At 61.9% G+C, this 26,573-nt stretch carries 16 protein-coding genes and 1 pseudogene; 10 read left to right on the top strand and 7 right to left on the bottom strand.

The annotated features are described in order from the left end of the window. The first annotated feature begins 9 nt into the window (after positions 1–9). The 3 genes from tssM to ABEH28_RS02905 are packed head-to-tail and all read left to right on the top strand — an operon-like array spanning position 10 to position 5,284. Positions 10–3,537 carry a type VI secretion system membrane subunit TssM gene (tssM, locus tag ABEH28_RS02895; RefSeq protein ID WP_346629042.1) on the top strand — a complete coding sequence of 1,176 codons (3,528 nt, stop codon included), beginning with the start codon at positions 10–12 and terminating at the stop codon, positions 3,535–3,537. After that, complete coding sequence (locus ABEH28_RS02900; RefSeq protein ID WP_282368361.1) at positions 3,537–4,265, top strand: PP2C family serine/threonine-protein phosphatase; 729 nt, start codon at positions 3,537–3,539, stop codon at positions 4,263–4,265. Before tssM ends, ABEH28_RS02900 begins: the two co-directional genes overlap by 1 nt. Before the next feature lie 35 nt (positions 4,266–4,300). Beyond that, positions 4,301–5,284: a serine/threonine-protein kinase gene (locus ABEH28_RS02905; protein WP_346629043.1), complete on the top strand. Its 984-nt coding sequence runs from the start codon at positions 4,301–4,303 to the stop codon at positions 5,282–5,284. Positions 5,285–5,560: 276 nt separating this feature from the next. On the opposite strand, the gene ABEH28_RS02910 is transcribed toward ABEH28_RS02905, so the two are convergent. Next, on the bottom strand, positions 5,561–6,454 hold the full coding sequence (locus tag ABEH28_RS02910; protein ID WP_346629044.1) for a LysR substrate-binding domain-containing protein: 894 nt from the start codon (positions 6,452–6,454) through the stop codon (positions 5,561–5,563). A gap of 182 nt (positions 6,455–6,636) precedes the next feature. Here ABEH28_RS02910 and ABEH28_RS02915 point away from each other — a divergent pair, with 182 nt between their 5' ends. Both ABEH28_RS02915 and ABEH28_RS02920 read left to right on the top strand, forming a co-directional pair. Further along, entirely contained in the window at positions 6,637–7,506 is an 870-nt protein-coding gene (locus tag ABEH28_RS02915; RefSeq protein WP_346629045.1) for an NmrA/HSCARG family protein, read from the top strand. Between the two features lie 488 nt (positions 7,507–7,994). Continuing rightward, the gene (locus ABEH28_RS02920) at positions 7,995–9,353 is read left to right on the top strand and encodes an MFS transporter (RefSeq protein WP_213016797.1); all 1,359 of its coding nucleotides are present in this window, start codon (positions 7,995–7,997) and stop codon (positions 9,351–9,353) included. 73 nt (positions 9,354–9,426) lie between these two features. Here the strand turns inward: ABEH28_RS02920 and ABEH28_RS02925 are convergent, their stop codons facing one another. After that, a complete protein-coding gene (locus tag ABEH28_RS02925) occupies positions 9,427–11,856 on the bottom strand; it encodes a DUF3772 domain-containing protein (RefSeq protein ID WP_346629046.1) in 2,430 nt (809 codons plus the stop codon). 724 nt (positions 11,857–12,580) lie between these two features. Between ABEH28_RS02925 and ABEH28_RS02930 the strand changes: the two genes are divergently transcribed. Further along, on the top strand, positions 12,581–13,525 hold the full coding sequence (locus tag ABEH28_RS02930) for a DNA/RNA non-specific endonuclease (RefSeq protein ID WP_346629047.1): 945 nt from the start codon (positions 12,581–12,583) through the stop codon (positions 13,523–13,525). An 85-nt stretch (positions 13,526–13,610) separates the two neighbouring features. Here the strand turns inward: ABEH28_RS02930 and ABEH28_RS02935 are convergent, their stop codons facing one another. Both ABEH28_RS02935 and ABEH28_RS02940 read right to left on the bottom strand, forming a co-directional pair. Continuing rightward, entirely contained in the window at positions 13,611–15,209 is a 1,599-nt protein-coding gene (locus tag ABEH28_RS02935; protein ID WP_346629048.1) for a J domain-containing protein, read from the bottom strand. Positions 15,210–15,212: 3 nt separating this feature from the next. Further along, positions 15,213–16,910 (bottom strand): molecular chaperone HscC, encoded by a 1,698-nt coding sequence (locus tag ABEH28_RS02940; RefSeq protein ID WP_346629049.1) that lies wholly within the window; start codon positions 16,908–16,910, stop codon positions 15,213–15,215. Between the two features lie 351 nt (positions 16,911–17,261). On the opposite strand from ABEH28_RS02940, the gene ABEH28_RS02945 reads away from it, so the two are divergent. The 4 genes and pseudogenes from ABEH28_RS02945 to ABEH28_RS02960 all read left to right on the top strand — a co-directional run bounded on the left by ABEH28_RS02945 (position 17,262) and on the right by ABEH28_RS02960 (position 23,792). Then, positions 17,262–17,963, top strand: a complete 702-nt coding sequence (locus ABEH28_RS02945; RefSeq protein WP_192173482.1) for a DUF3053 domain-containing protein — start codon at positions 17,262–17,264, stop codon at positions 17,961–17,963. A gap of 138 nt (positions 17,964–18,101) precedes the next feature. Next, positions 18,102–20,292, top strand: a pseudogene (locus ABEH28_RS02950) (M48 family metallopeptidase). Positions 20,293–20,528: 236 nt separating this feature from the next. Then, positions 20,529–22,274 carry a right-handed parallel beta-helix repeat-containing protein gene (locus tag ABEH28_RS02955; protein ID WP_346629194.1) on the top strand — a complete coding sequence of 582 codons (1,746 nt, stop codon included), beginning with the start codon at positions 20,529–20,531 and terminating at the stop codon, positions 22,272–22,274. A 276-nt stretch (positions 22,275–22,550) separates the two neighbouring features. Beyond that, on the top strand, positions 22,551–23,792 hold the full coding sequence (locus ABEH28_RS02960; RefSeq protein WP_346629050.1) for a DUF1835 domain-containing protein: 1,242 nt from the start codon (positions 22,551–22,553) through the stop codon (positions 23,790–23,792). On the opposite strand, the gene ABEH28_RS02965 is transcribed toward ABEH28_RS02960, so the two are convergent. The 3 genes from ABEH28_RS02965 to ABEH28_RS02975 form a co-directional block, all read right to left on the bottom strand. After that, on the bottom strand, positions 23,793–24,254 hold the full coding sequence (locus ABEH28_RS02965; protein ID WP_346629051.1) for a GNAT family N-acetyltransferase: 462 nt from the start codon (positions 24,252–24,254) through the stop codon (positions 23,793–23,795). Between the two features lie 97 nt (positions 24,255–24,351). After that, positions 24,352–24,918, bottom strand: coding sequence for a manganese efflux pump MntP (mntP, locus tag ABEH28_RS02970; protein WP_346625804.1), 567 nt, complete (start codon positions 24,916–24,918; stop codon positions 24,352–24,354). A 247-nt stretch (positions 24,919–25,165) separates the two neighbouring features. Then, complete coding sequence (locus ABEH28_RS02975; protein ID WP_346629052.1) at positions 25,166–26,476, bottom strand: ATP-binding protein; 1,311 nt, start codon at positions 26,474–26,476, stop codon at positions 25,166–25,168. Positions 26,477–26,573: the final 97 nt, after the last annotated feature.

Here is a 26,573-nt window from a genome sequence, read left to right on the forward strand (position 1 = left end):
AGACGTGTGATGAGAAATCTTTTCAAGAAAACCGGCGCGCTTCTGCGTCAGACGTGGGTGTGGACGCTCCTGCTGGTGTTGTTCGTGGCGCTGATGGTCTGGTTCGTCGGGCCGCTCCTGGCGGTTGACGACCGAAAGTTCTGGGAGGGTTCAAGCGCCCGGCTGTTGACCATCAGTTCGCTGTTCCTGCTCTGGGGCCTTGCCATGGTGTATGTCAGCTGGCGTGCCGGGGAGCGCAAGAAAGCGGTCGAGGACAGCGAAGACGGTCAGGCGCGCCTCTTGCGCGACGATCAGATCGACGAGGAGCAGGCTGAACTGACGACGCGTTTCAAGGACGCGCTGAAAACGCAGAAGACCTCAAGCCTGTATCGCGGCCGCAGCGAACACTGGCGCACCGAGCTGCCGTGGTACCTGCTGATCGGACCCGAGGGCAGCGGCAAGACCAGCCTGCTGGAGTTTTCAGGGCTCGAGTTTCCGCTCAACACAGTCGGGCACAAACTTACCCGCGACACCCGAGGCACTCGCCACAGTGACTGGTATTTTGCCAACAATGCCGTGCTCCTCGACACCCCAGGCCGTTACCTGACCCAGCCGAACGCCGACATCGACCGCAGCGCCTGGTGCACGCTGCTTGATCTGCTGCGCAAATATTGCCGCAACCGCCCCCTGAACGGCGTACTCGTCACGCTCCCTGTCGACACGCTCCTCCACGGCAGTGATCCTGAACTGGAGACCCTCGCGGGACAGCTGCGTGCGCGGTTACAGGAGGTGAATCAGAAGCTCCATGTCGAGGTGCCTGTCTATCTTGTGCTGAGCAAGGCCGACAGCCTTCCGGGCTTCGACGCGTTTTTCGATCAACTGACCCGGGAGGAAAGTGATCAGGTCCTCGGCACCACCTTCAAGAACGGGCAGAGCGGCACTGACGCCGCCATGCTGCGCAACGAATTCGGCGAACTGCTGGTTCGGCTCAACAGTCAGGTGATCACCCGCATCCATCAAGAGCGTGATACCTCGCGCCGTGGCGGCATTCTCGACTTACCCCATCAACTCAGCGGAATCGGCGAACGCGTGTGCGTGTTTGTGGAACTGGCGTTCACGGGCAATCGCTACCAGTTGGCGAGCCAGTTGCGTGGTTTCTATCTCACCAGCGCGCCAGGCTTTGAACAGGACATGCACTCGCCCGCTGTCGGCAGGGGTGCCAGTCCCGGGATGAGCGCAGAAACGCTGCCGACACTGGGTAGGGGCCGATCGCGTTTCATCAATCACCTGCTCAGCAGAGTCATCTTCCCTGAGGCTGACCTTGCGGGCCTGGACATGCGCGAGCGCCGCCGTATCCATTGGGCCCAGCGCGCGCTATACGCAGGCGCACTGGCGTCACTCGCGCTGTTCGGCAGCCTTTGGGCCGTGAGTTTTTCCGGCAACTATGAACGTCTGGACAGCCTGGGCGCCTTTGCCAGAGCCTGGGTCGAGCAGCGGTCGGCGAACGCGGTCCAGGATGACCTTTTCGCCGCGCTGAAAGTGCTGGACACCGGCTATGCGGCGACCCGGGTTTTCCCTGGCAAAGAGGATGTCGGTTACCAGACGCGCGGCGGCCTTTATCAAGGCCAAGCGGTCAATCCGGTGGTCGAAAGCGCTTACGATCGCGAGCTTGAACGGCTGCTCTTGCCTCAGGTAGCGACGATGCTGGAGGGGCAGATTGCCGCGAGCCTTGACGATCGCGAGGGGCTTCTCCAAAGCCTGCGTGCCTATCTGATGCTGGGCATGAAAGACCGGCGGGATGCGGCGTGGCTCAAGGAGCAGGTCGCCGCTGTCTGGTCCGAGCTGTACCCCGGCAATGCGGCTGCGCAAAACGGTCTGAACGCTCACTTCGAGCGGTTGCTGACGCTGCCGTTTGTCCATGGCCTCAATGAACAGCGCGTGGTGCAGGCCCGGCAGGTGCTGCGTGGTGAGTCGCTGGCGAACGTCGTCTACCGGATGCTGCGCGAGCAGGCGGCGACCTTGCCGGATTACAGTTTCGACCAGCATCTCGGGCCGCAGGCAGCGCTGTTCGTCGGCACCGATTATGTGATTCCGGGGTTTTACACCCGGCAGGGCTACGAGCAGTATTTTTCGGTGCACGGCTCCCGGGTGGTGACCGATATCCTGCGGGACAATTGGGTGCTGGGCGGAGGCTCCGGTCTCAGCGACATGGATATGCGGCGCTTGATGGTTGAACTGGAGCAGCTTTATTTCCGTGATTACGCTGATTACTGGGGCGAGGCGGTGAGCGCGGTCGAGCTGCCCGGGCCTTACGATTTTGCCGACAGTGCCGAGCAACTGGCTGGCCTGACGTCGGCCCATTCGCCGGTCATCAATCTGCTCAGGGAAGTACGGGAGAATACTCGCTTCACACCAGTAGCCGAGGCACTGACAAACGTCGTCGATGCCACCGCGCAGTTGCCGGATAAGGGTGGCAAAGCCGGCAAACTGGCGGTCGCTGCGTCAAGCAAAGCTTCCGAAGCGTTGAGTGCATCCGTCCCGGACACCGCACGCAAATCACTGCAGAACCGGTTCGATCCGCTGCACCGCCTGCTCGACGAAAAAGACGGCCCGACGGCGGACCTGATACCTGTTCTGGCGGTACTCAATGAGCTGCAACTGCAGATGGCGAGTCTGGGCAGGGCCAGCTCGCCGGAGCAGGCTGCGTTCGACATGGCCAAGTCACGCATGGGCGGACAGCGGGATGCGCTAGGCACTTTGCGTGCGGCATCCAGTCGCCTGCCGCGTCCGGTGGGCGCGTGGTTCAACACCTTGGCCGAAGACGCGTGGCGGCTGGTGCTTCGCGATGCCTACCAACACGTGAACCAGCACTACCAGAGCGAGGTGTACAGTTTTTACGCCAAGGCGATCAGCAAGCGTTATCCGTTCAGCGCTGACAGTGCCAGCGATGTCGCACTCAGTGATTTTCGCGAGTTCTTCAAGGTTCAGGGCGTTACAGACCGCTTCTTCGACGGATTCCTGCGTCCGTTCGTGAGTGGCGAGAAAGGCAGTTATCGTCTGCGCAGTATCGACGGGCAAAGCATGCCGATCTCCCGGGCGTATCTTGATCAGATGACCGCCGCTCGATTCATCCGACAGGGGTTCTTTGCCGACAACCCGGCCGAGCCTCAGGTGCAGTTCAAACTTGAGCCCCATACCCTGGACTCTTCGGTCAGTCGGTCCGAATTCAAGCTGGGGGACAAGGCCCTTGAATACCGTCACGGTCCGATTGTCCCGGTGTCATTCAAATGGCCCACCGATGCGCAGGCCGGTCGAACCAGTCTGGTGCTCGACAGAATGGTTGGCCGCCCACTGGGTATCGAAGAAAGCTCAGGGCCGTGGTCGCTGTTCCGTCTGCTGGATTCAATGCAACGGGAGGAGCTGACCGGTCGCGACGTGCTGGTACTGAAGGCCGATGTCGGTGGTCTGCGTGCCAGCTACCTGTTGACGAGCCAGCGTTCGCCAAACCCTTTCGACATGAGCGTGCTGCGCAGCTTCCGCATGCCGGCACAACTCTGATGGCGATCGCCGGCCAGTGGCGCAGCGCTGCGCGGACCCACAGCGGCAAAGTCCGGGCGCGCAATGAAGATGCGTTTCTGGAGTGTCCAGAAAGGGGGCTGTGGGTGGTTGCCGATGGCATGGGCGGTCATCAGGGAGGCGATATCGCCAGCCAGATGATCGTCGCCAGTCTGGCGGAGCTGCCGGTGCGCGATCACTTCGATGACAGGCTTATCGGCGTTAGGCAGTGCCTGCACTGGCTGAACCGGCGGCTGGGCCAGGAGCTGACCGTCCGTGCAGGCCGACAGGACAGCATCATCGGCAGCACGGTGGTCGCACTTCTGATGGAGGAAAGCCGGGCGGCCTGTGTCTGGGCGGGTGACAGCCGCTGCTATTTGTGGCGCGGCCAGCGGCTGTATCAGCTGTCCCGAGACCATTCCCTGCAACAGCAACTGATCGACGAGCGACAGATGAATGCTCGCCAGGCCTGCGCCTACCCAGGAGCGCACGCCTTGACCCGAGCGGTGGGCGCTGCCGAGCAACTGACGCTGGAGGTGCTGGAGCTTGAGGTGTTTCCGGGGGATGCGTTTCTACTGTGCAGCGACGGTTTGTATCAGGGGTTGAGTAGCGATGCGCTGGGTCACGCATTGAATCACGTTCAGCCGGAAACAGCGCTCAAGCGCCTGTTCGATGATGCGTTGCGCGGCGCTGCCCGGGATAACCTGACGGCTGTGGTGATTCGCGGATGACCGAGCCCGCGCAATTGATCCCGGCTGAGCATAGGGTGATTGATCCTCCCCCCAATGACCCGCCCGCCGACCTCACCTACTTCGCCTTCGCCCGGTCTCAAAAACCTGAAACGGCTCGGGTACGCACCTCGGCAGGCATGAGCGCAATGCCCGATGTCCTGGCAAGTCGTTACCGCATCGAACGCCTGCTCGGTGCCGGCGGTATGGGAGCGGTTTACCGTGCGCGCGATCTGCTGGCCGAGCAGTACGGAGATCCCGATCCTTACGTCGCGCTCAAAGTCCTCAACGAAGACTTCGCCGAGTCGCCGGACGCCAGCGCAGTGCTCTACAGCGAGTTCCGCCTGACCCGATACCTGCGGCATGACAACGTGCTGCGTGTGCACGGGTTTCATGTCGACACCTCGTGCGCGCGGGCTTTCATCACCATGGAGCTCATGCGAGGCCTGACGCTGGACAAAATGCTCTGTGAGCGGCCGCTGGGACTGCCATGGAAAGAGCTGCGCGAGATCGTTCTGCCGTTGCTGGACGCACTGGCATTCGCCCACGCTCGCGGCGTGGTTCACGGTGATATGAAACCCAGCAACATCATGCTCAGTGAAGAGGGCGTGCGCCTGTTCGACTTCGGTCTTGGCAGGGCCGAGGAGGGCGTATTACCCGGCTTGCCGCATTTGAGTCGCGAGCGTTTCAATGCCTGGACCCCGGGCTACGCTGCCCCTGAAGTGCTTGAGCACCAACAACTCTCGACAAATGCTGACGTCTACGCGGTGGCGTGTGTGATCTACGAACTGGCAAGCGGCAGACACCCCTTCCGGCATCTACCTTCGAATCAGGCCCGTGATCAGCACCTGGAAGCCGGGTTGAAACCGCCACGCCACTTACCCAGGCATGGTTGGCCTGCTTTGCGAACCGCGCTCGCTTTTGACGCCGATGCCCGCAGGATAACCGCCGGGCAGATGCGTGACGCTTTCACCAACCCCTCGTCCTGGGGGTGGTGCAGGAAAATCCGCCCATCTCGGTGAGGCCATCAGTTGTGGGGTGCGAGATCGGACGCCTTCCCGGCTAAAGCCGGTCCTACACTGGACACGATGCTTTGTAGTGGGACCGGCTTCAGCCGGGAAGAGGCCGGTGTGGACTCCATCAGTTTGCGGTGTGACGCACCTGAGGCCTTCCCGGCTAAAGCCGGTCCCACCCGGTGCGCGTGGTATTGCTGCGGTCACTTTCTATTCAAACCCGCCCGAGTTTTTCCAGCGCCGCATCCGCCAGGAACGAAGATCGGCTTTTGACCACGCGTCCTGTCACCGCGCCATGAACGCCGCCAGCTCCTCGGGCGCGCCGTTCGGAAACGCCCGTCGCAGATAATCGAGAAACGCCGACACCCGCGCGCTCAATAACCGTCGCGACGGATACAGGGCCCACAGGGCGACGTCCGGTGCGTCAATATCGCCCCAGTGCACCAGCGTTCCGTCGCGTAGGTCCTGGCCCACTAGTGAAACCGGCAAGCGACCTACGCCCACGCCCGCCAGGACGGCATCGCGCACCATGACCAGCGAAGACAGACTGAGTACCGGGTCTATGGTCATGCAGGTTCGGCCGGTGGGAGAAGCGATATCCCAAACGAGCATGCGGTCGCCGGGCCCTCTCGTCACCGCCGCTACCGGGACGTCGGGGGCAGGGCGGTCAAGGTGAGGGCTCGCAACGACGACCAGCCGGTCGTGCATGAAGATACGGCCGATCAGGCTTTCGTCGACGTCCGGATTGACCCGAATCACCAGGTCATAACCTTCTTCGATCATGTCGACGGAGCGGTCTTCGGTGGTCACTTCGAGCCGTACGTGCGGATGTTCAAGTGCAAAGCCTGCCGCGAGCTTGCCCATGGCGGTCTGGGCAAAAAACAGCGGGGCGCTGATGCGCAATTTACCCCGTGGTCGCGCCCCGCCCGAGGCGATCGCCGCCGCCGTCTCGTCAAGTTCGGTGAGCAATGCCGCCGTTCGTTCGAACAGCGCGCGGCCTTCCTCGGTCAGCTTCAGCGTGCGCCCGCCGCGCTCGAACAGACGCAAATCCAGGCTGCGTTCCAGCTCCGCGACCCTACGTGACAATGTTGCTTTAGGCCGCTCGGCGGCACGTGCAGCGCGGCCGAACCCGCCATGGCGGGCGACGAGATTGAAATCAGCGAGGGCAAGCAAATCCATGGTTCACCTGTAACGAAGGGACAGCTTAGAGATGAGTGAACACGCCAGTCGCAGAACGCAAGGGCCGAACTGGGAGTGACTGTTCCATACATGGAACGCCGTGTCTAATTTCGGCGTCTAGCGGCTCATTCGTGATCCATCGATAGTGGTGTCTCCAGTCAAACCCATATCGGTGAACCACCATGACCATTCTCGTAACAGGCGCTACCGGCCGCGTCGGCAGCAAAGTCGTTGAGCAGCTCCTCAAGCGTAATGCGCACGTTCGTGTTCTCGTGCGCGACCCGTCCAGCACTCATTTCCCTTCGCAGGTGGACGTCGTTCAGGGCGAAATGCTCGACATCGAATCCCTTCGTCGTGCGTTCGTCGGCGTCTCTACGTTCTTCCTGCTCAACGCAGTGGCGCCCGACGAGTTCACCCAGGCGCTGATCGCCCTGAACATCGCGAAGGAGGCCGGCGTCAGCCGCGTCGTGTACCTCTCGGTCATCCACGCTGACCGCTTCGTCGATGTGCCGCATTTCGCGGTGAAATCAGGCGCTGAGCGGATGATTGAACAGATGGGCTTGAATGCGACGATCCTGCGTCCGACCTACTTCATCGACAACGATGAAATGGTCAAGGAAGCCATCTTCGAGCACGGCGTGTATCCGATGCCGATTGGCAGTAAGGGCCTCGCCATGGTCGATGCCCGCGACATCGCCGAAGTGGCGGCCATCGAGCTGATCCGCCGCGATCAGGCGTCGGATGGGCTGCCCATCGAAATCATCAACCTGGTCGGCCCGGATACGCTGACGGGCGAGGGGGTTGCCGCGATCTGGACGCAAGTCCTCGGACGTCCGGTCGTTTATGGGGGGGATGATCCGTCGGGGTTCGAACAGAACGTCGCGAGCTTCATGCCCAGGTGGATGGCGTATGAAATGCGCCTGATGGCCCAGCGGTTTGTCAGCGACGGGATGATCCCGGAAAACGGTGACGTAGCGCGCCTGAAGCAGATCCTGGGGCGCGAACTTCACGGGTACCGAGACTTCGCGGCACGGTCGGCGGATTCGGTCTGAACAGGTGGCCAGCGATGGGCTGACAGGCAAATATGATCAGCATTTCGCTGGCCGCCCGCTCGACAGCGGCTGCATAAAGGGCAGCGGTTTTCTGACCAAACATCGCCGAGAAGAGCGGAATAGAGCCATCCTGCAAAAAAAGATGCAGTTATTTTCATACACAATTTGCAACACCCGACCGCCCGGTCCCTCTACCCCTCAGACGACACAACCGGGCAAGTTGTCGCACCCAAGGCAGCCCGGCTCGGTTGTGCTTAATCGATTCATCTGGCATAAAAAGCGGGCTTCGGGCTCGAAAATCTAAAAAAAACATAGATTAATGGGTCGACGATAGCTGCTGTCACGTCCGACCCCCGCGCGCTACCCATCAAGCCAGTTTTGCTCGCTGCCCGAAGCGGAAATCTGTGCCACCCCCTCTGCCTTTCAACCTCATCGAGGCCATTCATTCGGCGCAACCAAACGCCGTGCAGCAAAAAAGGAACGGAAAATTGAGCGATCAATCCACTCCGAACACTCCACTCTCACGATTCTGCGAAAAAGTCGGAATTCCCTATCCCATGTTCTGGGGCTTTGTCGGTCTGTTGATCTTCATGATCGGCGATGGCGTAGAACTCGGATACCTCTCGCCCTTTCTCAGTGAACGCGGCATGCCCGGCGACGAAATCGCCATGATCTTCACCCTCTACGGCGTCACGGTCGGGATTTCCTCCTGGCTCGCCGGTGCGCTCTCCAATATTTGGGGCCCGAAACGGGTGATGTTCCTGGGATTGGTCATCTGGAGCGTGTTTGAAGTGCTGTTCCTGATCTACGGATTGCAGGAACTGAGCTACTCGATGATTCTCCTGACCTACGGCCTGCGCGGTTTCGGTTATCCATTGTTCGCCTACGGCTTTCTGGTGTGGATCGCAGCGTCAACGCCGTCCCGCAAAATGGGCATGGCCGTGGGCTGGTTCTGGGTGGCTTACGCTGCGGGCCTGCCGATGCTGGGTTCTCTGGTGGCTAGCGCCGCCATCCCGCTGATCGGCGCATTGCAGACCTTCTGGTTGTCCTTTGCTCTGGTGGTCATCGGCGGCGCGATTGGTCTGATCGGGATGCGTGAAGCCCACGGCATGCGTCGACTGGCGCCCGAGGGTGAGCGGCCGATGGTGTCGATGGCGAAGAACATCACCATCATGTGGACGCGTCCGAAAGTCTCGCTGGCCGCCCTCGTCCGGGTGATCAACACCTCGTCGATGTTCGGTTTTCTGGTGGTCATGCCCGGGTTCTTCATGCACACCGTCGGCTTCACCCTGGAAGAGTGGCTACGCCTGCTGACCATCGTCTTCGTGTTCAACATCATCGGTAATCTGAGCTCAAGCGTGATCAGCACCAAGATTGGCTATCGCAACACGATTCTGTGGTTCGGCGCGGTGGGCAGCACGATCAGCACGCCGTTGTTCTTCTTTATGCCCCAGGCGTTTCCCCACGATTTCCTGATCGCTTCGATCTTCGGTGCCTTTTACGGCCTGACCCTGGCGTGTTTCGTCCCGCTGTCTGCACTCGCCCCCGCGTTGGCGCCGAATAACAAAGCCGCCGCGCTGTCGGTGCTAAGCCTGGGGGCAGGGGCGTCCACATGGGTGGGCCCGGCGGTGGTCGCGATTTTCAATGAAAGCTACGGCATTGAAGGGGTGGTCTGGGCGTTCTGCGGCTTGTACGCACTGAGCGCCGTGCTGACCGCCTTCCTGAAAGACCCGGAGCCCGTGCATGACCCGATCCTGATCAAGATCAAACGCCGGATCAAAGTGTTTGCGCCGCGTCTGGATTACCGTTGGGCCCATGCTGAAGACCCGAACAAAGACGTGAGCTGATTCCGGTGCTCGCGCGGCGCGACAGTCATTAAAGGGTCGACTGGCGCGCCGCGTGTCTTAATGGGCGGGGTGATCAATCAGCGGCTGCCGGCGGTTGCTCCTTGCTCAGCCCGTCGTTGATCAACACCATGCTCTGCGGTGCGGACAACGCGATGCCCATTTCCCGAAGGCGGCCCAGCACGGTAAACAACAGGTCGCTTCGGGCACTGCCGACCGAGCGCGGGCTGTTGACGTAACCGCTGGCGCTGATGATCAGGCCGGTGTTGGTCAGGTCTTTGAAGGTGACCGAAGGCGCTGGCGTATCGAGGACGGCTTCGTGCTCGGTAAACGCCTGCAACAGCAGTTCGCGGATCTGCAGGACATCCGTTTCCAGCGGCAGCGTCAGGGAAATCCCGACCACGCCCAGCGCGTTGCCCATGGTCACGTTGCGCACGTTCTGAGTAATGAACTGCGAGTTCGGCACGATCACCGTGGAGCGGTCGGACATCTGGATTTCAGTGGCACGCACGTTGATCCGGCGAATATCGCCCTCGACCCCCGCCAGGCTCACCCAGTCCCCGACCTTGACTGGCCGCTCGGTCAGCAGAATCAAGCCCGAGATGAAGTTCTGCACGATGGCCTGCAAACCAAAACCGATCCCCACCGACAGGGCGCTCACTACCCAGGTCAGGTTGGTCAGGCTGATGTGCAGGGTGGACATCACCACCGCAATCACCAGCACAAACCCGATGTAGCCGATCAGGGTCACCAGGGACGCCTGCATGCCGGCGTCCATGTTGGTTTCCGGCAGCAGCCGTTCGCCGAACCATTCTTTCAGCACGCGCACGCCCAGCATGCCGAGTACCAGGCAACCCAGTGCCATGAGAATGTCGCTTGGAACGATGTTCAGGTTGCCCAGGGATTTGTTGGTGACTTCCATCTGGGTGAAGCTTTCGAGCAACTCGCCCGGGCTTGAACCCGAGGGCAGAAAGGCCAGCAGCACGGCGGCCAGCAACAGCAAGCTGCGGCCTACGCCCGCCAGAATGGTGCTCGCCTGGGCCTGATGGCGCGGGGACAGGCCGAGTGCCGAACCCAGTGCCATGCCGCCCGGTTGCTTGGGCGACAGGAGGGTTTCGCAGACGTCGCCGAAGAACGCCACCAGCAGGTAGGCGGTCGATGCCACCACGCTCATCCAGAGCAGCTTGACCGCAAGGAAGTAGGCCAGCGTCAGGTACCCGCTCAGCAACGCCAGCAAACTCAATCCGACCCACACCGCGACGACGAAGGGGATCAACCCGGCGAGGCCGCCCGGACGCTCGATTGCAAAGCGGCGGCGGGTGCGGCGGTAGCGCACCAGGCCGAAGAAAAACACCAGGGAAACCGCCAGCGCCGTCAGGCCGTTGACCGCGACGGTCAGCGCCAGGCTGCTGGCGATGACGCTGTTGATCCGCTCCTGGGTGCCGATGACCATCAGGGCCAGGGCCAACACAGGCGGAAAGCGGCCCATGGCCGTGGCAATCTCGTCAGGAATCTTCGGCAGGCGCCACGAGGGGTGCGGCAGCATCAACAGCGCGCGGCCCAGGCCGACGATGAAGGCGCAGAAGGTGATCAGCGTCTGCAGTTGGTCGAGGAGATTGACCACGTCGTTGCTCAGCACTGCATTGCTGGTGATGCCCCAGCGCAGCAGGGAAGTGGCAGTGGTGATGGTGAGCACGGTCGAAAGACCGACGGCCAGGGCCAGGGCGCTGCGGCGCAGACGGCCCTCGGGCAGCCAGCGGACCATCAGGCGGATCAGCAGGCTCTCCAGCAGGCGGCGCACCACCACCCAGATCAGCAGCGCGCCGATCACCACGCTGGCAAACAGCATCCGGTTGCCGGGGGCCAGTGCGCTGGTGAACACGCTGCGGACGTCGTCCAGCAGGCCGTTCATGCGCCTGAGGTCGTCATCGGTCGGGCGAATCAGGGTCGACCAGAACGCCGAGCTGAGAGGGCTGGCCGTGCGCGTGCTGATTTGCGAGTCGAACAGGCTGCGGCGCAGGCTGAAGATCTGCGTGGCCAGGTCCCGTGCCGACTGACTCAAGGTATTGGTCTGGCGTTCGTCGCTGACCAGCGCGTTTTTCTGGGCAGTCAATGCCTTGCGCTGGCTGGTCAGAGTGGGCGCTTCGTCCGGTTGCACCGGGCCGAGAATGTTCAGCTGATCGTTCAGGTGCTCGATGTCGACCGCCTGTTTGGCGATCAGATCATCGGCTTGCTTCTGCACCTGTAATGCGGCCTGGCGCAGGCTCGACAGCAGGTCATCGTTGGCGCTGACGGTGACTTTCTGCCGGATCTGGTCGAGCTGTTCGCTCAGGTCATCCAGGCTTGGCGCCTCGACTTCCGGCGTTGCATCAGGTTGGCTCGCGGCCTGCGGTGCGGTTTGTGGCGCGACCTGCGCCGCCGCGGCCTGTGCGAAAGCGGGCAGGGTGACGCACAGCAACAGCGCGAGCACCCCAGCGTAGAAACGGTTCAACGTGACGTGTTGCATTCGGGTTCCCTTGGGGCGTTAACCGGTTTTGCGAGCTGATCGTTTGGCGCATGTATCGAACGGAGGCGGGGCTCTCGATCATTCGTGCGCGCGGGGGCGGATGATAGCAAGGATTGGGTCGTGACGACTCACGCTCGCTGTCCATTGCCGGCAGTGGTGCGGCTGATGGAAGATCAAGAGCGTCTGCCTGGGGGCAGACTGTTTCGCCTTCGGCGAGTTACTTGATAAAGCCCCAAGTAACCAAGGGCTTGTGCTCCTGGTTGGGCCCCTCCTGCGTCGGGGTTCCTTCACTTCGGTCCCGCTCCGTGGGCCCGCGCCGAACGGACATCCATGTCCTGACGGCGCTCTCGCCGCATCCATGCGGCTCGGCCCACTCCACGAGACCTGCGTTCAGCCTGCACCCAAGTCGCGACTGGTGTCGTCTGCACTCGCCGTGTATGAAGATCAAGATCAAAAGCGCATTTAGATCAGATCAAAGGCTTCCCGGCTAAAGCCAGTCCTACGGTCAAGGTCACCGCCAATCCCACTGCACGCATACGATGCTTTTGTAGGACCGGCTTCAGCCGGGAAGGGGCCCTCTCGGTCAACATCAATTCGTGCTGTGAACCCACCGTTAGCCGATACCCCCTCAGGTCATGTGATATTCACACTTGGCGGCACATGATCGTGTTCGGTGTTAAACCGGGCCCGTCCGACGGACCCCCGTCAATCAAGAGGTAGCAGGATGCCCACACATAACGCTCAGGTGGATCTCGCCCACCGCCCCCGTCTTGCTGATCTTCAGCCCATCACCGCCGATCCGTCATCCCATGCCACCGCGCTGCGATCAACCCCCCAAGGACGGGTCACGCCGGCGTCGCAACTGGAAGGTCGGTCAGGCTACAGCGGCGATTTTCTCGGGGAATTCGTCGTGCCCTGGCCGACGACATCAACGCCGGACGACGTGTTCCCGGTGGGCAATCCGGGCAATCGTCTGGATTACACCCACTTCTCCATCAGCATGTCCCGGAGTCGGCGCATTGCGCTGTATGTGGGCGTGAACATCGAGGGTGGCAGCAGCGTCGAGATCGTACGGAGCCAGGACCCCTGGGCCTACGACGGTCGCCTGCCGGTCGAGGCGCAGATTGGCGACGATCTGTACCGCGACAACCTGCTTGATCGCGGCCATCTGGTTCGCCGGCAGGACCCCAACTGGGGCGCCGAAGCGCAGACCGCCAATCAGGACACCTTCCACTTCACCAACTGCTCGCCGCAGATGTCCGCCTTCAACCAGAAAACCTGGCTGGAGCTCGAAGACTTCATCCTGGACAACACCCGCCGCTGGAAAGAGCGGGCCACGGTGTTTACCGGGCCGGTCCTGCGCAGTGACGACCCGCTGTACCGGGGCGTGCAAATCCCCCGGGCCTTCTGGAAAGTCGTCGCGTTCCTTGGCAATGACGGCAAGCCTTCGGCCAGCGCGTACGTCATCGACCAGACTCGCGAGCTGGGCAAGCTGGAACTGGTGTTTGGCGCACTGAGGACGTATCGACGCAGCGTCACCCAGATTGAGGCGCTCACCGGCATCCGTTTTGGCGAGCTGGCGCGGTACGACGGGTTTTCCAATGAAGAGCAGATCACCGGCACCCGGATCGAGGCACTGATTCAGCGGCCGGAGGACATTCGGCTGTAGCGTTGTCCTGCGATACCGCTGTCAAGGGACCTCTTTTTCTACGGCCAGGCCCTTCCGTGCGACTTCTCCTGAAAGCGGCCCGGTCTCAGGTGCCTCGCGTCAGCTGAGTGCCGGGCATGTCCATTTGCACATACGCAATCACACTCACCATGACGATGCAGAACAGCCACTGCAGACGGCTGAGCCCGGCGATCCGGTAGATCGCCTGCAGCGGCTTGCGCCAGCGATATTGGCGATCCACTGGCACTGCACTTTTGGGTTGCAGCCTGCCGATCAGGCCCGTGATGACGTAGGTGGCCACCCCGAGAAGTCCCAGCCATTTCCAGAGCACAAAGGCCAGGGCCAGCACCGGTACGCCGTTGCGGATCACCAGATAACGCCGATTCCGCGTCAGTGTATGGCGTGCGCACCATGCGCTGAAGCGTTGATCCTCATCGTAGAAGTACTCCGAGAATCTGACCCAGTGCTCATACAGCTTCTTGCCCATGTACGTGAGTAGCAGCCCAGTCATCAAGATGAGCGGCGATATGACCACCAAGAGCAGGAGAGGGGCGGGGACGTCGAGTATGCCATTCAGTGCGAGGGTAATAGTCAGAACAATGCCCGCCCGCTGCGTGACGTGGGGCGGACTTTCCGGCCCCACCAGTGCTTGCCAGAACCATGGATTGTGGTCCGGGAACCTCCGTGCCCAGTCGGGAAACCGCTTCGTGAAGTCCTCAGATAATTGTTCGCAAGCCTGCCAGTCAGCCTCGGTGAATGTCGCGACGCGTGCCTGCAGGCGTTCCGCAGACGAACCCGTCAGGAACAGCGCAGCAGCATCGGCGCGTGGGTTGGGATGCTCCTCGCCCTGGCGCACCAGCGCACGCAATTCGTCCACCCATTTCTTCTCTTCGCAGCGCCAGAGCAGCGCGTGCCATTGCTCATCAACGATGGGGACAACGGCTGACTCGCTGTCCCAGGCGAACAGTTGCCGGATCCTTTGAAACAACGCGGGGGACCAGTGCTTATGTTCGAGAAACAGATCGAGCACCTGCACGTGAAGCGTCTGGCGACGCGCTAAATCGCCCAGCCAGCCTTGTCGACTGTGGTGCTCAAGGCACCCGATGAAGCGTGTTTCTTCGCCGGCCGCCATGTATTGCTCCAGCCTGCGGTACAACCCCATGGAGAGCAGATGGCCAAGCCGCTGCTGATCGGCCTCCCGCGGGCGAATCTGCTGCCACGGCGTCAGCCACTGGCGGGTTTCAAGGCCCCAATGCAGCAGGTTCGGGTGCGCGTCCGGCGCCTGTACGCAACGTATGAACAGCAGGGTCTCGACGGTCGATTCGATGCTCCGTGCGATCGCCTCATTCCAGCACTGATCAACGGCAGCATCGTCGAACGTTCCGAGCAGTTCGGCGGCCTGCTCCTGAGCGGAACGCACCACCGGCCGGGTGACCGGCGCAGGCCTTTGCACCAGAGGCGCTGCCGAAGCCTGTACAAACGAAGCGTCGCTGCCAACGCCATCGTCGCCGTCGCGCGCCAGTTGCAACGCGCGCTCGTAGGCCTCACGCAGTTGCTGGAACGCGGCCGGGTTTTCGTCCGGACGGGTAATTTTCAGCAGCTTGGCGTATTGGCGTTTAACACTGCGCTCGTCGGAGCGGGCAGGGAGGTCGAGAATTTTCCAGCAATCGAACGTCGTGTCCATGGGTCATTGCCACCCGCCATGTTCCAGCTGTTTGAGCCGCTCGTTCAGCTCCGTGCGCGTCTGCCGGATGAGGCGCTCGTCCTGACTGTCGAGGGCGCGCTGAAACGCGCTTGCCCAGTCACCGATCAGTTCGCGGCGCTCGCCCAGGCTCTCTTGATAGAGATGCTCCAGGCGCGCCATCAACAGCGTATTGATCTGCTGATCGCGCGGATGCACCTTGAGCGCAGCGAGCGCTTGCAGGCGCTCGGCAATTTCCTCAGGGCTGAGCACGCCGGGGTTGTTTTCGATCACCAGTGCGAACGCATCGCCAGTGCCGGGAATCGTGACCTGACATTCGAGAATGCCGTTGTTGTCGTAGGTGAAGCGCACGTCGAGATCGACGTTGCCCTTGTTGTGGGGCGGAAGAGGAATCTCCAGTTCGCCCAGAGGAATGTTGTCGCGCACGAGACGACTTTCGCCCTGGAAGATGCGCACCGTCACGCCGGTTTGCCCTGCGTCGGCGGAGTAAACGGTTTTCACCCGGCTGACGGGTACGGTGGTGTTGCGCTCAATGATCGGCAGATAGTGCCCATACTCACGGTGCTGGCCGACCCGTTCTGCAACCTCGATACCCAGGGTGTAGGAACAGACGTCCGTCAGCACGACTTCTTCCAGGGCCGCATCCCGGGATTTCAACGCCGCCTGTATCGCTGCACCGTGGGCCACGGCTTCGTCGGGGTTGAGCTGAATCGAAGGGAAGCGCCCGAACATGCCCGCCGCCAGTTTGCGCACCAGTGGCATACGCGTGGTGCCGCCGACCAACAGGATTTCGTCGAGATCGCCGATCTGCAGCCTGGCGTCGCGCATGGCGCGTTCGACCGGGTTACGCAGCCGTTCGAGCAACGGCGCATACAGCGCGGCCATGTCCTCTTGAGTGAAGGTTTGCTGCCACTGCTGGCCGTCCACGCGCAGCACGAACGCGTCGCTGCGGACTTGGCCCAGGGCAATGCGCAGGCGCTGGGCTTCGCGATGCAGCGCGTGGGCGATGGATTCGGGGGCGGGAAAGCCTGGCTGGTCGGCCTGGGCGCGAACGAAGGCCTCGGCCAGCAGCCGGTCAAAATCTTCGCCACCGAGGAAGTTGTCCCCCGCACTGGCGCGGACTTCCATCACGCCCTCAAACAGCTCGAGGATCGACACGTCAAACGTCCCGCCACCCAGATCGAACACCAGAAAAGAACATTCTTTGCCGTGTTGCGGCAAGCCGAACGCCAGCGCGGCGGCGGTGGGCTCGTTGATCAGCTTGTCGACCTTCAGGCCTGCCAGTTCTCCCGCGATGCGCGTGGCTTTGCGTTGAGCATCGCTGAAATAGGCGGGCACGCTGATGACCGCCTCAACGACCGTCTCGCCATAGGCGCGCTCGACGTCTTCCTTGAGGCTTCTGAGCACCAGCGCTGAAAGCTCTTCAGGACGGAATACGTGGTTGCCGAGGGCGGTCTGGTGGGCGCTGCCCATGTGCCGTTTGAACAACGCAGTGGTCAGGGAAGGGTGGGTGTGCAGGCGTTCGCGGGCGGCTTGCCCGACCAGAATCCGGCCCTCATCGTCCAGCCCGACCACGGAGGGGGTGAGCAGCTCGCCCAGCGCGTTCGGCACCAGCACGCTGGCATCGTCTTTCCATACCGCGACCAGGCTGTTGGTGGTGCCGAGGTCAATGCCGACGATCATGGGTGAGTTCCTGTGTGCAGGCTTGGGGGGCCTGGGGCTGCGATAAACGCGTTGGGTGTCATGAATGTTGTCTTCCTTGAGCCCGGAGCGGGTGTGCGCGGATTTGAGAATGATCGGCGTGCAGGGTTCAAGTGCTCATGTGGACGCACTGCGCCGACTGCGTAACATTTCGCAAAATTACAAAATAATGGGATCCAAAGGGAATTTATTTTTGCGTAAGCTATCTAGCATCACGCTCACAGACGGTTCATCGGCATCGACAAACTGCCGACTGAACCCGAACGCTGTACCGCCCCGAAGCAAGATTTCTCTGCCAACGGCTTTTTTTCACTTCCTGGAGATTCCCCGACAATGACCGTCTCATTCAGCCGCCATTGGTTACTCGCCCTCGCACTGCCGCTGCTCCTGACCGCCTGCGGCAGCAGCGAGCCTGACCAGCGCGCCGCGTTCAAGCAGTTCCTGCAAACCCGCATCATCGACAAGCCGGGCGTCCACGTGCCCAAACTGACACCGGAAGAATCGAAGTCTTTCGGCGATTACACCCAGCACTACGCCGTGATCACTGACTTCAACAGTGGTATGGACGCCAGCATGAAACCCCTCAACGGCTTCGTGCAGAAAGGCGCGTTCCATTCATTGGGCGACGTGATTGAGCGCCGCGATGATCTCAAGACGGTGCAAACCGGCGTGAACGATCTGGTCGCACAGCTCAAGCAACAGTTGGCGAAAGCTGACGCCGCCCATGCCCAGCTCAAGCAGCCGGACGATCTGAAAACCGTGTATGACAGCGCCTACGATCGCACGGTGACCGTCCCGGCCAACACGCTCCTGACCGTCATGCCGCAAGTCAATGGCACCTTCGAATCGGGCCTCAAAGTGGCGGACTACGTCGACGCTCACAAGGCGCAGATCCAGATCAATGGCTCGGTGATTCAAGTGACGGACCCCAAGGTCCAGGCTGAATTGAACACGCTGTTGCAGGACCTGAATGCCAAGGCCAAGGTGGTTCAGGAAGCGCAGACACGCATGCAGGCCGTGTTGCTGGGTCGCTGAATCCGGACCTGATAACGGCACCGAGGGTGAGTTATCCCTTGGTTGTGTAAAGCACGCAAAGGGCATCAGACCCTTTGTCCAGGGAAGCAGGCGCGCGCCAGGGATGGCACTCGGCGGCGCTGTGAAAAGGGTCGCCCCATGAAAAAGCTGAAGCTCATCGCTGTACTGGTTTTATTCCCGCTGGCGCTGAACCTGTTTGGGGTCTGGGAGCTGCAACGCAGCAGCGAGGACCGCCAGGTCTACGCGGGCTATCAGGCTGACCTCAATGAAGCGCGTCCGGAGCTGCAAGCCATTGCCGCCAAAGGCGGTTCGCGCCCAGTGATGGTCGACGTCGGCGACGGCGAGAAAATGGAAGTCAACGAGGCGTTGGCCCGCGTCGCCGGGTTGCAGGACGAACTGGACACTCTGCTGCCGCTGAGCAACGTCATGGTCTGGCTCGCAACAGGGGTCATCGCGCTGGGATTGCTGGCTGCCCTGGTGGGCGGGCTTGGCTTGCTGAGCCTTAACTGGGCGGGCCGGCGCGCCATGCGTTCGCGGGAACAACTGCTGCATGGCTTTACCCGTGTGACCAAACTGCTGCCCTTCGTTCTGGTAGGGCATGTGGTGGTCATGGGGGCTGCCATCGCCGCCATCGTCGCCTTCGAGGCGCTGAATCTCTGGCACGCCGGGCGATTGTCCGCCGGCGAAATGAAATTCATGTTCGCTGCCATGGTAGTTGTCGCGGGTTGCCTGTATTCGATCTGGCAAATGGGCACGCAGTTGCGCGTCATGCTCAACATGTTCCAGCCCACGCCGATGGATGTGATGGGAGAGGCCGTCACCGCCGAACAGGCGCCGGTGCTTTGGGCTTACGTGAAGGATCTGGCCCTGAAACTGGGCGCACTGCCGCCCGATCACATCGTGTTGGGCATGGCCGCCGGCTTTTACGTCTCCTCCGGCGACATCGCCCTGGCGCCGGCCAACACCACCTTGACGGGCCGCACCCTGCATGTGCCGCTGGTGTATCTGGGCATCCTCGATGAAGCCGAGACCACCGCTGTCATCGGCCACGAGCTGGGGCATTTTGCCGGCGCGGACACCGAGTTCAGCATGCGCTTCGTGCCGATTTACCATGGCATCGAGCGCAGCTTGGTGGTGATCGGGCAGACCCTGGTGGACAGCGAATGGCTGCAACGGGCGACCCTGCACCCGGCGTTCATGCTGGGTGCCTATTTCATGGAAAGCTTCGACCACGCGGTGATGCACTGGAGCCGGGTGCGCGAGCTGGAAGCCGATGCCGCCGGTGCGCAGCTGGCGGGCAATCTGGCTGCCGCGTCGGCCCTGGTGCGTATTTCCGCCATTGATCCGCTGCTTCAGGACCGCCTGGCCACTCATATCGCCCAAGCCACTAACGTCACCCCCGAGCAGAGCGCCGTTCAGGACCTGCCCACGGCACTTCTGCATGAGATGGCTGCGCTGCCGCTGACCTTGCCGGAAGAAGAGATGGCAACTCAGCTGCCCCACCCGTCAGACACCCACCCTTCAAACGGCGAGCGCGTGGCGTCTCTCAAGGTGTCCATCGACGATGCCGTGCGCACGGGCACGCACGCGACCCCTGGATGCAACGCAAGCCTGTGCGGCGATGGATCGCTACTTCGCGCGGCCCGAGGTGTTGCGCAGCCGCCTGACGGACGATTATCTGAGCCACCACGTGCAGCAGGACGCCGCCATCGTGGAGATGTTGCGCACCCACGCCGACAACGTAACCGGCGACGTTGCACTGCACGAAGGGGCGCGCTTGCGGGGTCAGATCCTGCTCGGGTTCAGTGGCCTGCTGGCGGTGGGGGGATTGATCCTGCTGCTTGCACCGCTGCTGTTTCCAGGCGTGGCACGACGTGATCCAGAGCCGTTTTTTGTCGGTGGCGGCATCGCTCTGTTCATCATGATTTGCATGCTGCCCTTTGGGTTGCGCCTTTTCAGGCGTGCGTACAAGATCGCGCTGCTGCTGACACCGGATCACCTGGTATTCGCCAACCTCAAGCAGCCGCTGGCTACTCGCGATATCGCCGATTTCAACCTTCAGTTCGGCAACGGCGTCATCCTGACTGTTCAGCTTGAAGACGACGCGCCGTTGCCCGAGCTGACCTCACGCTCGTTTTTCGCGCCCGATGTCGTGCTCAACAAGAAGAAACGATGGCTGATGCTGCCGCTCATTCAGTTCTGTCGCGATAACAAAAAACTCAAGGCTCCTGAGCTGGCTGAACTGATCGCGAGCTACATCGACGCCGGTGCGGCGCGGCATTTGCTGCAGCAGCGGTTTGAGCAGGATAGAGAATTGAAGGCCGGGTGAATGGCGGACTTCCCGGGTACCGCGATCCCCGGTAGGACCGGCTTCAGCCGGGAAGACGCCGGTGTGACCACTGCACATGGCGCGGTGAATCACCTGGCGCCTTCCCGGCTAAAGCCGGTCCTACGAAACGCACGCGACCCCACCGCTCGTCGCCTGTCCCGTCAGATGACCCGCCTTTCACACAGCATGCCCATACTGCCCCCGTCTCTTCATTCAAAACGGAGCACGTTATGACACTGCAATTCAATGTCCGGGATTTCGGCGCCGTTGGCGATGGACATACCTCTGACACCGCGGCCATCCAAGCCGCCATCGACGCGGCAGCAAAAGCGGGCGGCGGTGATGTTTATATTCCTGCAGGCACCTGGACCCTGACCCCGGGCGGAAAGCCTGCCGACGGCGCGCTGATGCTCAAAAGCAACGTGTTCATCAAGGGCGACGGCATGGGCGCCACGGTGCTCAAGCTGGCAGACGGCACCGATCAGGCGGTCACCGGCATCATCCGCTCGGCGAGCGGCGAGGCGACCCACGATTTCGGCGTCAGCAACCTCACCCTCGACGGCAACCGGGATGCCACCAGCGGCAAGGTCGATGGCTGGTACAACGGCTTTCTGCCGGGCCAGCCGGGTCAGGACTCCAATGTCACGCTGTCCGGCGTGGAGATTCGCGATTGCTCGGGCTACGGCTTCGACCCCCACGAACGCACGGCGAACATGCTCATCGAAAACAGCGTGTCCCACGGCAACGGACTGGACGGCTTCGTCGCCGACTACCTGATCGACAGCACATTTCGCAATAACCTGGCCTACGACAATGACCGCCACGGTTTCAACATCGTCACGACCACCCACGATCTGGCGCTGCTGAACAACGTCTCCCGCGACAATGGCGGCGGTGGCATTGTCGTCCAGCGCGGCAGCGAAAACATTCCCTCGCCGTATCACATCACCATCGAAGGCGGCGAGGTCTACGGCAACGCGGCTGAAGGCGTGCTGGTGAAGCTGTCCAATGGCGTTGACATCAGTGGCGTGGATATTCACCACAACGGCACGTCCGGCGTGCGTGTCTATGGCAGCACGGACGTCGAAGTCCGCGGCAATCTGATTCACGAGAACGCGCAGAAAGCCGGCATTCCTGAAGTGCTGATCCAGCCGTTCGACGATCGCGGCGGCGTCTCCGGGAAGGTTCATCCGTCTGACCACAACACCTTCGCCGACAACATCATCACGGGCGGCGACAAAAGCACTTTCGGCGTGGCGGAGGAGAGCGGCCAGTCAGGCAGCAATTCGGTTTATGGCAACACCTTCGCTCATCTGCAGCAGGGTTTGGTATCGCTGCAAGGCGCGGGTGACCACGTCGGGACCAACCCCGTGCTGAATGCCATCGACGGCGGCAGTGCCAGCGATTCCCTCGATGGCACGGCCAAGGCCGACTCCATCAATGGCAGGGACGGGGCAGACACATTGAACGGTGGGTCGGGCGCGGACCTGCTGTGGGGCGGCGCCGGCCATGACCGATTGCTCGGCGGCAGCGGCAACGACACCCTGATCGGCGGCGCCGATGCCGACGTGCTGTTCGGCGGCGCAGGTTCGGACCTGTTCCGCTTTGCCTCGGTGTCCGACAGCTACAGAACAGCGACTGCCAGCCATGCCGACCGCATCGGCGACTTCGATGCCGCTCACGACACCATCGATGTCTCGGGCCTCGGCTTTACCGGATTTGGCGACGGCCATGACGGCACCTTGAAATTCACCACCAACGCCGAGCACACCCGGGTTTACCTGAAGGACCTGGACGCAGACGTGCAAGGGCATCGGTTCGAACTGGTGCTGGACGGTGATTTCAAAGCCGGTCTCCCTTCAAAAGCGATGGTATTTGCCGACGCCTCAACGTTGTTGGCCAGCCCATCCACGACAGCGGACGCTGTGTCGGTGGCACTGGTAGGCGTGGCTCAGGATCATCCGGAGATTGGGCTCGTTTGACATAACGTCAGGCCCTTCCTTGCCTGAACGCGAGAACGGGCAGTAAACCGAGGGATGCACGCGCCGTGGGGCAACACTCACGGCGTGATGCCAGTCGATTCCCGCACCAATTCCCGCGCCAACCTTTGCATCCACAAGACCTTCCCGCTAAAGTCGGCCTCCGGGCGTCTGCTGCGCCTGCGGTCCGCGCGAAGGGGTTTCCCAAGGCAAGCGTTTCCCCAATCATTCATTCCAGCTCCCGGCTTGTCGGCGGACCGAGCCCTGTAAGGAGTTGGCATGCCTGCCACTAATGCGTCCCGTCAACACGGTCTGCTCGATCTACCTGCGCTGCGCAAGCACGCAAAACGTCTTCTCAAAGCCCTGAAAAACAACGAAGCGGACGACGCCCGAACGCAACTGCGCGCGATGGGCCTGTCGGGCCCGGACTATCGGCTCGCCGACACCCAATGGCTGGTGGCCCGCGAGGCGGGGTTCGCCAGTTGGCCCAAATTGATCGCCCATGCCGACGCCGTCGCGTTTGCCGCCCGTCATCCGGACTTCGCGGCGACGGGTGAAGCACAGGTCCAGCACTGGCGCTGCGGCAACGACATCGAGCGTAGCCTTCGCGTTGCCGGCTTTGCAGGGTCGTTCCAGATGTTCGACGACCCCATGGTCATGGGCCCGGTGCCCGCGCTGCCCGACGATGAGTATTGGGCGGTGCGTGCCGCATTTGCCCAGCAGGCGTTTGGACTGTCGCCCCGTGACGCCGAGCAGCGCCAGGCGATGCAGCGTGAGGCGTTGGCACGCCTGAATGCCGACAGTGAACTGGTGCTGTGGTGCGAGGGCGATGCCTACGATCAACTGTTTCTGGTTCGACTGCTGGCGAGTTTGCCCAGCGTGCCGCGCAGGCTGGAGCTGATCGAGATCAATCGGGTGCCCGGCGTCGAGCGATTCATCGGCATCGGGCAACTCGACCCGGACGTACTCGCCTGGCTCTGGCCCCAGCGGCGCGCCATCGGTGAGGACGCCCTGGCACTGGCCCGGCAGGTATGGGCCGCCTACACCGCCCCCGATCCAAGTCGCTGGGCCGAGCTCGCGGCGCAACACCATTCGGCGCTGCCGCTGCTCGGCCCCGCGTTGGCGAGGCAGCTGCAAGAATTGCCCGGCGTCGAGGATGGCTTGAGCCTGACCCAGCGATTGATCCTGCGCATTCTCGCGGAGAAAGGCGAAATGCCCGCCGGTAAGGTCTTCGGTCATTTGATGCTTAATTATGAGCCGCTGCCGTATCTGGGCGACATGATGTTTCATGCGCTGCTGAGACCTCTCATCGATGCACCTCAACCGCTGCTGCATGAACAACCGGGCAGCGAGTGGCCCAAGCGTCTTGTACGGCTGACGGCGCAGGGTGAGCGGGTAGTGCGCGGGGATTTGAACGGGCTTGATCTTGATCCGGCAGAGCGTTGGGTCGGCGGTGTGCGGATTGTTGCCGATCGCTCGCCCTGGGTGGTCAGTGCAGAAGGGCGGGTGTGGCGTCGCTGACTACGCCGGAAACGCCAGCAACTTCTCCATGATGATCGTCCGCTCCTCGCCATGGTATTCATCGCGAATGGTTGAGTAGCCAAGCGACCGGTAGAAGCCCTCGGCCGTGATGGAAGAGGGCACGCGCAACTGACTGACGCCGTTGATGGCGGCGGCTGATTCAACCACCGCCATCAACGCGCGACCGGCGCCTCGGCCTTGGCAGGCGGGGGCGACGAATACGCTGCGGACGGTGGCCTGATCGAGGCTCGCCGTGGCAATGATTTCTTCGCCGTGGGTCGCCACGTATACCTGCCGCTGCGCCAGCAAGCGCAGGATCGCCGACGGGGAAAAACTCAGTTCCACCTGCGCGATGATGGCGGCGCAATAGTCCTGGCGATTGGACTCGCGCAGGGCGGCCACGATAACGCGGCTGATGGCGGTGGCGTCCTTATCCGTTGCCTTGCGGATCAGGCAGTTCATAGGGGCAGTGCTCCTGGCAAAACTGAAAAACACGACGATCCTCTTTGGGCACACCATTCGCAGCGTCAATGAAGGAATGGCGCGCCTCTCTCCCTTCTTACGCCGCCGACAAATGCTCGTAAAGAATCGTCGCGCCAACCAGCATCAGCACAACCCCGCCGATGATTTCAGCGCGCTTGCCCACCATCGTGCCCAGCACGCGGCCCAGCATCACGCCGATGGTGACCATGACCGTCGTGGCGACACCAATGGCCGCGGCAGCCACCAGGATATTCACGTTGACGAAGGCCAGGCCAACGCCCACGGCCAGCGCATCGATGCTGGTGGCGAAAGCGGTCACGGCCAAGATCAGGAAGGAGTGCTGATTGGGTTTTTCTTCTTCGGCGTCTTCATGCTTGAGGCCGTTGTAGATCATGTGCACGCCGAGCACCACCAGCAGGGTGAAGGCGATCCAGTGGTCCCAGTTCTTGACGTAGGACGTGGCGGCCTGGCCGATCAGCCACCCGATCAGGGGCGTGATGCCTTCGATGACGCCAAAGATGATGCCGGTGCGCAAGGCTTCTATGAGACGGGGCTTGTGCAGGCTTGCGCCTTTACCGATGGCCGCTGCGAAAGCGTCCGTGGACATGGCCAAAGCAAGAAGGATGAGGGAAATCGGGTTCACGGTTATGTTCCAGTCGGGCAATGAGTCAACGACGCAGCCACACGCCCGACTTTAGGCATGGATGCATCGTTGGTCTCGCCAACCCGAAGGTGTTCGTGCCACGGCAGGCCGCCGAGAATGTTGACACGAACGCTCTGTGACACGGGGTCCAGAGCAGGCTACTCCCCAACAAGGGCCGCCACTATAACGCGTGAATGTAAAAAAAATGTCGGCGCCTGATGATTTGTTCAGCGAATCAGCACACCGCTCAACCCGCTTCCGACGCGGCGATACAGCCCAGGATTCTCAGATACAGACTCACCGTCGTCCCCGCCCCGGGCGCTGTTTCGATGCGCGCGTCACCGCCCGATTTGATTGCGAAATCTTTTACCTGAGCCAGCCCCAGCCCTGTGCCTTCGCCTGTCGCTTTGGTGGTGAAGAAAGGCTCGAACACCTGGCGCGCGACCTCGGCAGGCATGCCTGGGCCGTTGTCACTGACGCTGACCACAAGGTAGTCGCCCTGTTGCAGCGACAGATCATCCTCCACATGCACCCAGCGGGTGGACACGCGAATTTGGCCGGAACCCTTCAGCGCATCACGGGCATTGCTGAGCAGGTTCATCACGACCGCGTGCAGTTGGGCTTCGACACAGAGGACGCCCCAGCCCCATTCCGCCAGATCGAAGTCAAGATCGATGCCTTCGCTCATCGAATGGCGCATCAACGGCTGCGCGGCGTGGAGGCGTGCGGTCACATCGATGCAGATCAGTTCAGGCCCGTCACCGCGCACGCTCGACATCAAATAACTGATGAGCTGCCGGCCTTGCTCAACGGCTTGCAGGCCGGTCTCGGCGAAACGCTCGACGTCCACTGGCCTCCGGGAACGCAGGCGGGTCAACTGAAACGCAGCGCTGACGCTCTGCAGCAGGTTGTTGAAGTCATGGGCAATGCTTGCGGTGAGCATGCCCAGCGAGGAGATGCAGCCGGAATTTTGCAGCAGCGGGGTGACTTCGCTCGGATTCTGTTCGGCTTGCTGGAATTGATCCTGAAATTGCGCCAGCTGCCGTTCATGTTGTTTGCTCAGCAAGCGGGCTTCCAGCAGCGCCGCGGCCTGCCGGGCCAATGCCTGGAGGGCGATGGATTGGCGTTCGCTCAGCTGACGGGCGCGCGTGTCGATCACGCAGACAGTGCCCAATGCGACGCCGCTGTCCGTGACAATGGGCGCGCCTGCGTAGAAACGAATGAAAGGCGGGCCGAGCACCAGCGGGCTGGAAGCGAAGCGAGGGTCGAGGGCCGCGTCTTCGACGACCAGCACTTGCACGGGATCAAGAATCGCGTGGCCGCAGAAGGCCAGGTCCCGATGGGTTTCCTGCACCCCGAGGCCCACGCAGGCCTTGAACCACTGGCGTTCCCGATCGACCAGCGACACCAGCGCAATGGGCGCGTCGCACAAGGTGGTGGCCAGTAGAACGATGTCGTCGAATGCCTTTTCGTTGGCACTGTCCAGCACGTCCAGGTGTTCGAGCGAGAGGACACGCTCTTCCTCGTTGAAAGGAAATGGGGCGGGATGGTGGGCCATCGATAGTCTGCGCCGGGAAATAAACAATCGCGCATGATGCGCTGTGGCCCGTCGCCCGGCAAGGCCATCGCCCTGTCGATGGTCGGGCCGGGCCGTT

Origin of the sequence: Pseudomonas sp. Ps21-P2 (assembly GCF_039672565.1) — a bacterium.
Taxonomy (GTDB): domain Bacteria; phylum Pseudomonadota; class Gammaproteobacteria; order Pseudomonadales; family Pseudomonadaceae; genus Aquipseudomonas.

What these genes read in the sequence shown, in the direction of transcription:
- tssM (WP_346629042.1), top strand. Translation starts at nt 10, where the DNA reads ATGAGAAATCTTTTCAAGAAAACCGGCGCGCTTCTGCGTCAGACGTGG.
- ABEH28_RS02900 (WP_282368361.1), top strand. Translation starts at nt 3,537, where the DNA reads ATGGCGATCGCCGGCCAGTGGCGCAGCGCTGCGCGGACCCACAGCGGC.
- ABEH28_RS02910 (WP_346629044.1), bottom strand. Translation starts at nt 6,454, where the DNA reads ATGGATTTGCTTGCCCTCGCTGATTTCAATCTCGTCGCCCGCCATGGC.
- ABEH28_RS02915 (WP_346629045.1), top strand. Translation starts at nt 6,637, where the DNA reads ATGACCATTCTCGTAACAGGCGCTACCGGCCGCGTCGGCAGCAAAGTC.
- ABEH28_RS02925 (WP_346629046.1), bottom strand. Translation starts at nt 11,856, where the DNA reads ATGCAACACGTCACGTTGAACCGTTTCTACGCTGGGGTGCTCGCGCTG.
- ABEH28_RS02930 (WP_346629047.1), top strand. Translation starts at nt 12,581, where the DNA reads ATGCCCACACATAACGCTCAGGTGGATCTCGCCCACCGCCCCCGTCTT.
- ABEH28_RS02935 (WP_346629048.1), bottom strand. Translation starts at nt 15,209, where the DNA reads ATGGACACGACGTTCGATTGCTGGAAAATTCTCGACCTCCCTGCCCGC.
- ABEH28_RS02940 (WP_346629049.1), bottom strand. Translation starts at nt 16,910, where the DNA reads ATGATCGTCGGCATTGACCTCGGCACCACCAACAGCCTGGTCGCGGTA.
- ABEH28_RS02945 (WP_192173482.1), top strand. Translation starts at nt 17,262, where the DNA reads ATGACCGTCTCATTCAGCCGCCATTGGTTACTCGCCCTCGCACTGCCG.
- ABEH28_RS02960 (WP_346629050.1), top strand. Translation starts at nt 22,551, where the DNA reads ATGCCTGCCACTAATGCGTCCCGTCAACACGGTCTGCTCGATCTACCT.
- ABEH28_RS02965 (WP_346629051.1), bottom strand. Translation starts at nt 24,254, where the DNA reads ATGAACTGCCTGATCCGCAAGGCAACGGATAAGGACGCCACCGCCATC.
- ABEH28_RS02975 (WP_346629052.1), bottom strand. Translation starts at nt 26,476, where the DNA reads ATGGCCCACCATCCCGCCCCATTTCCTTTCAACGAGGAAGAGCGTGTC.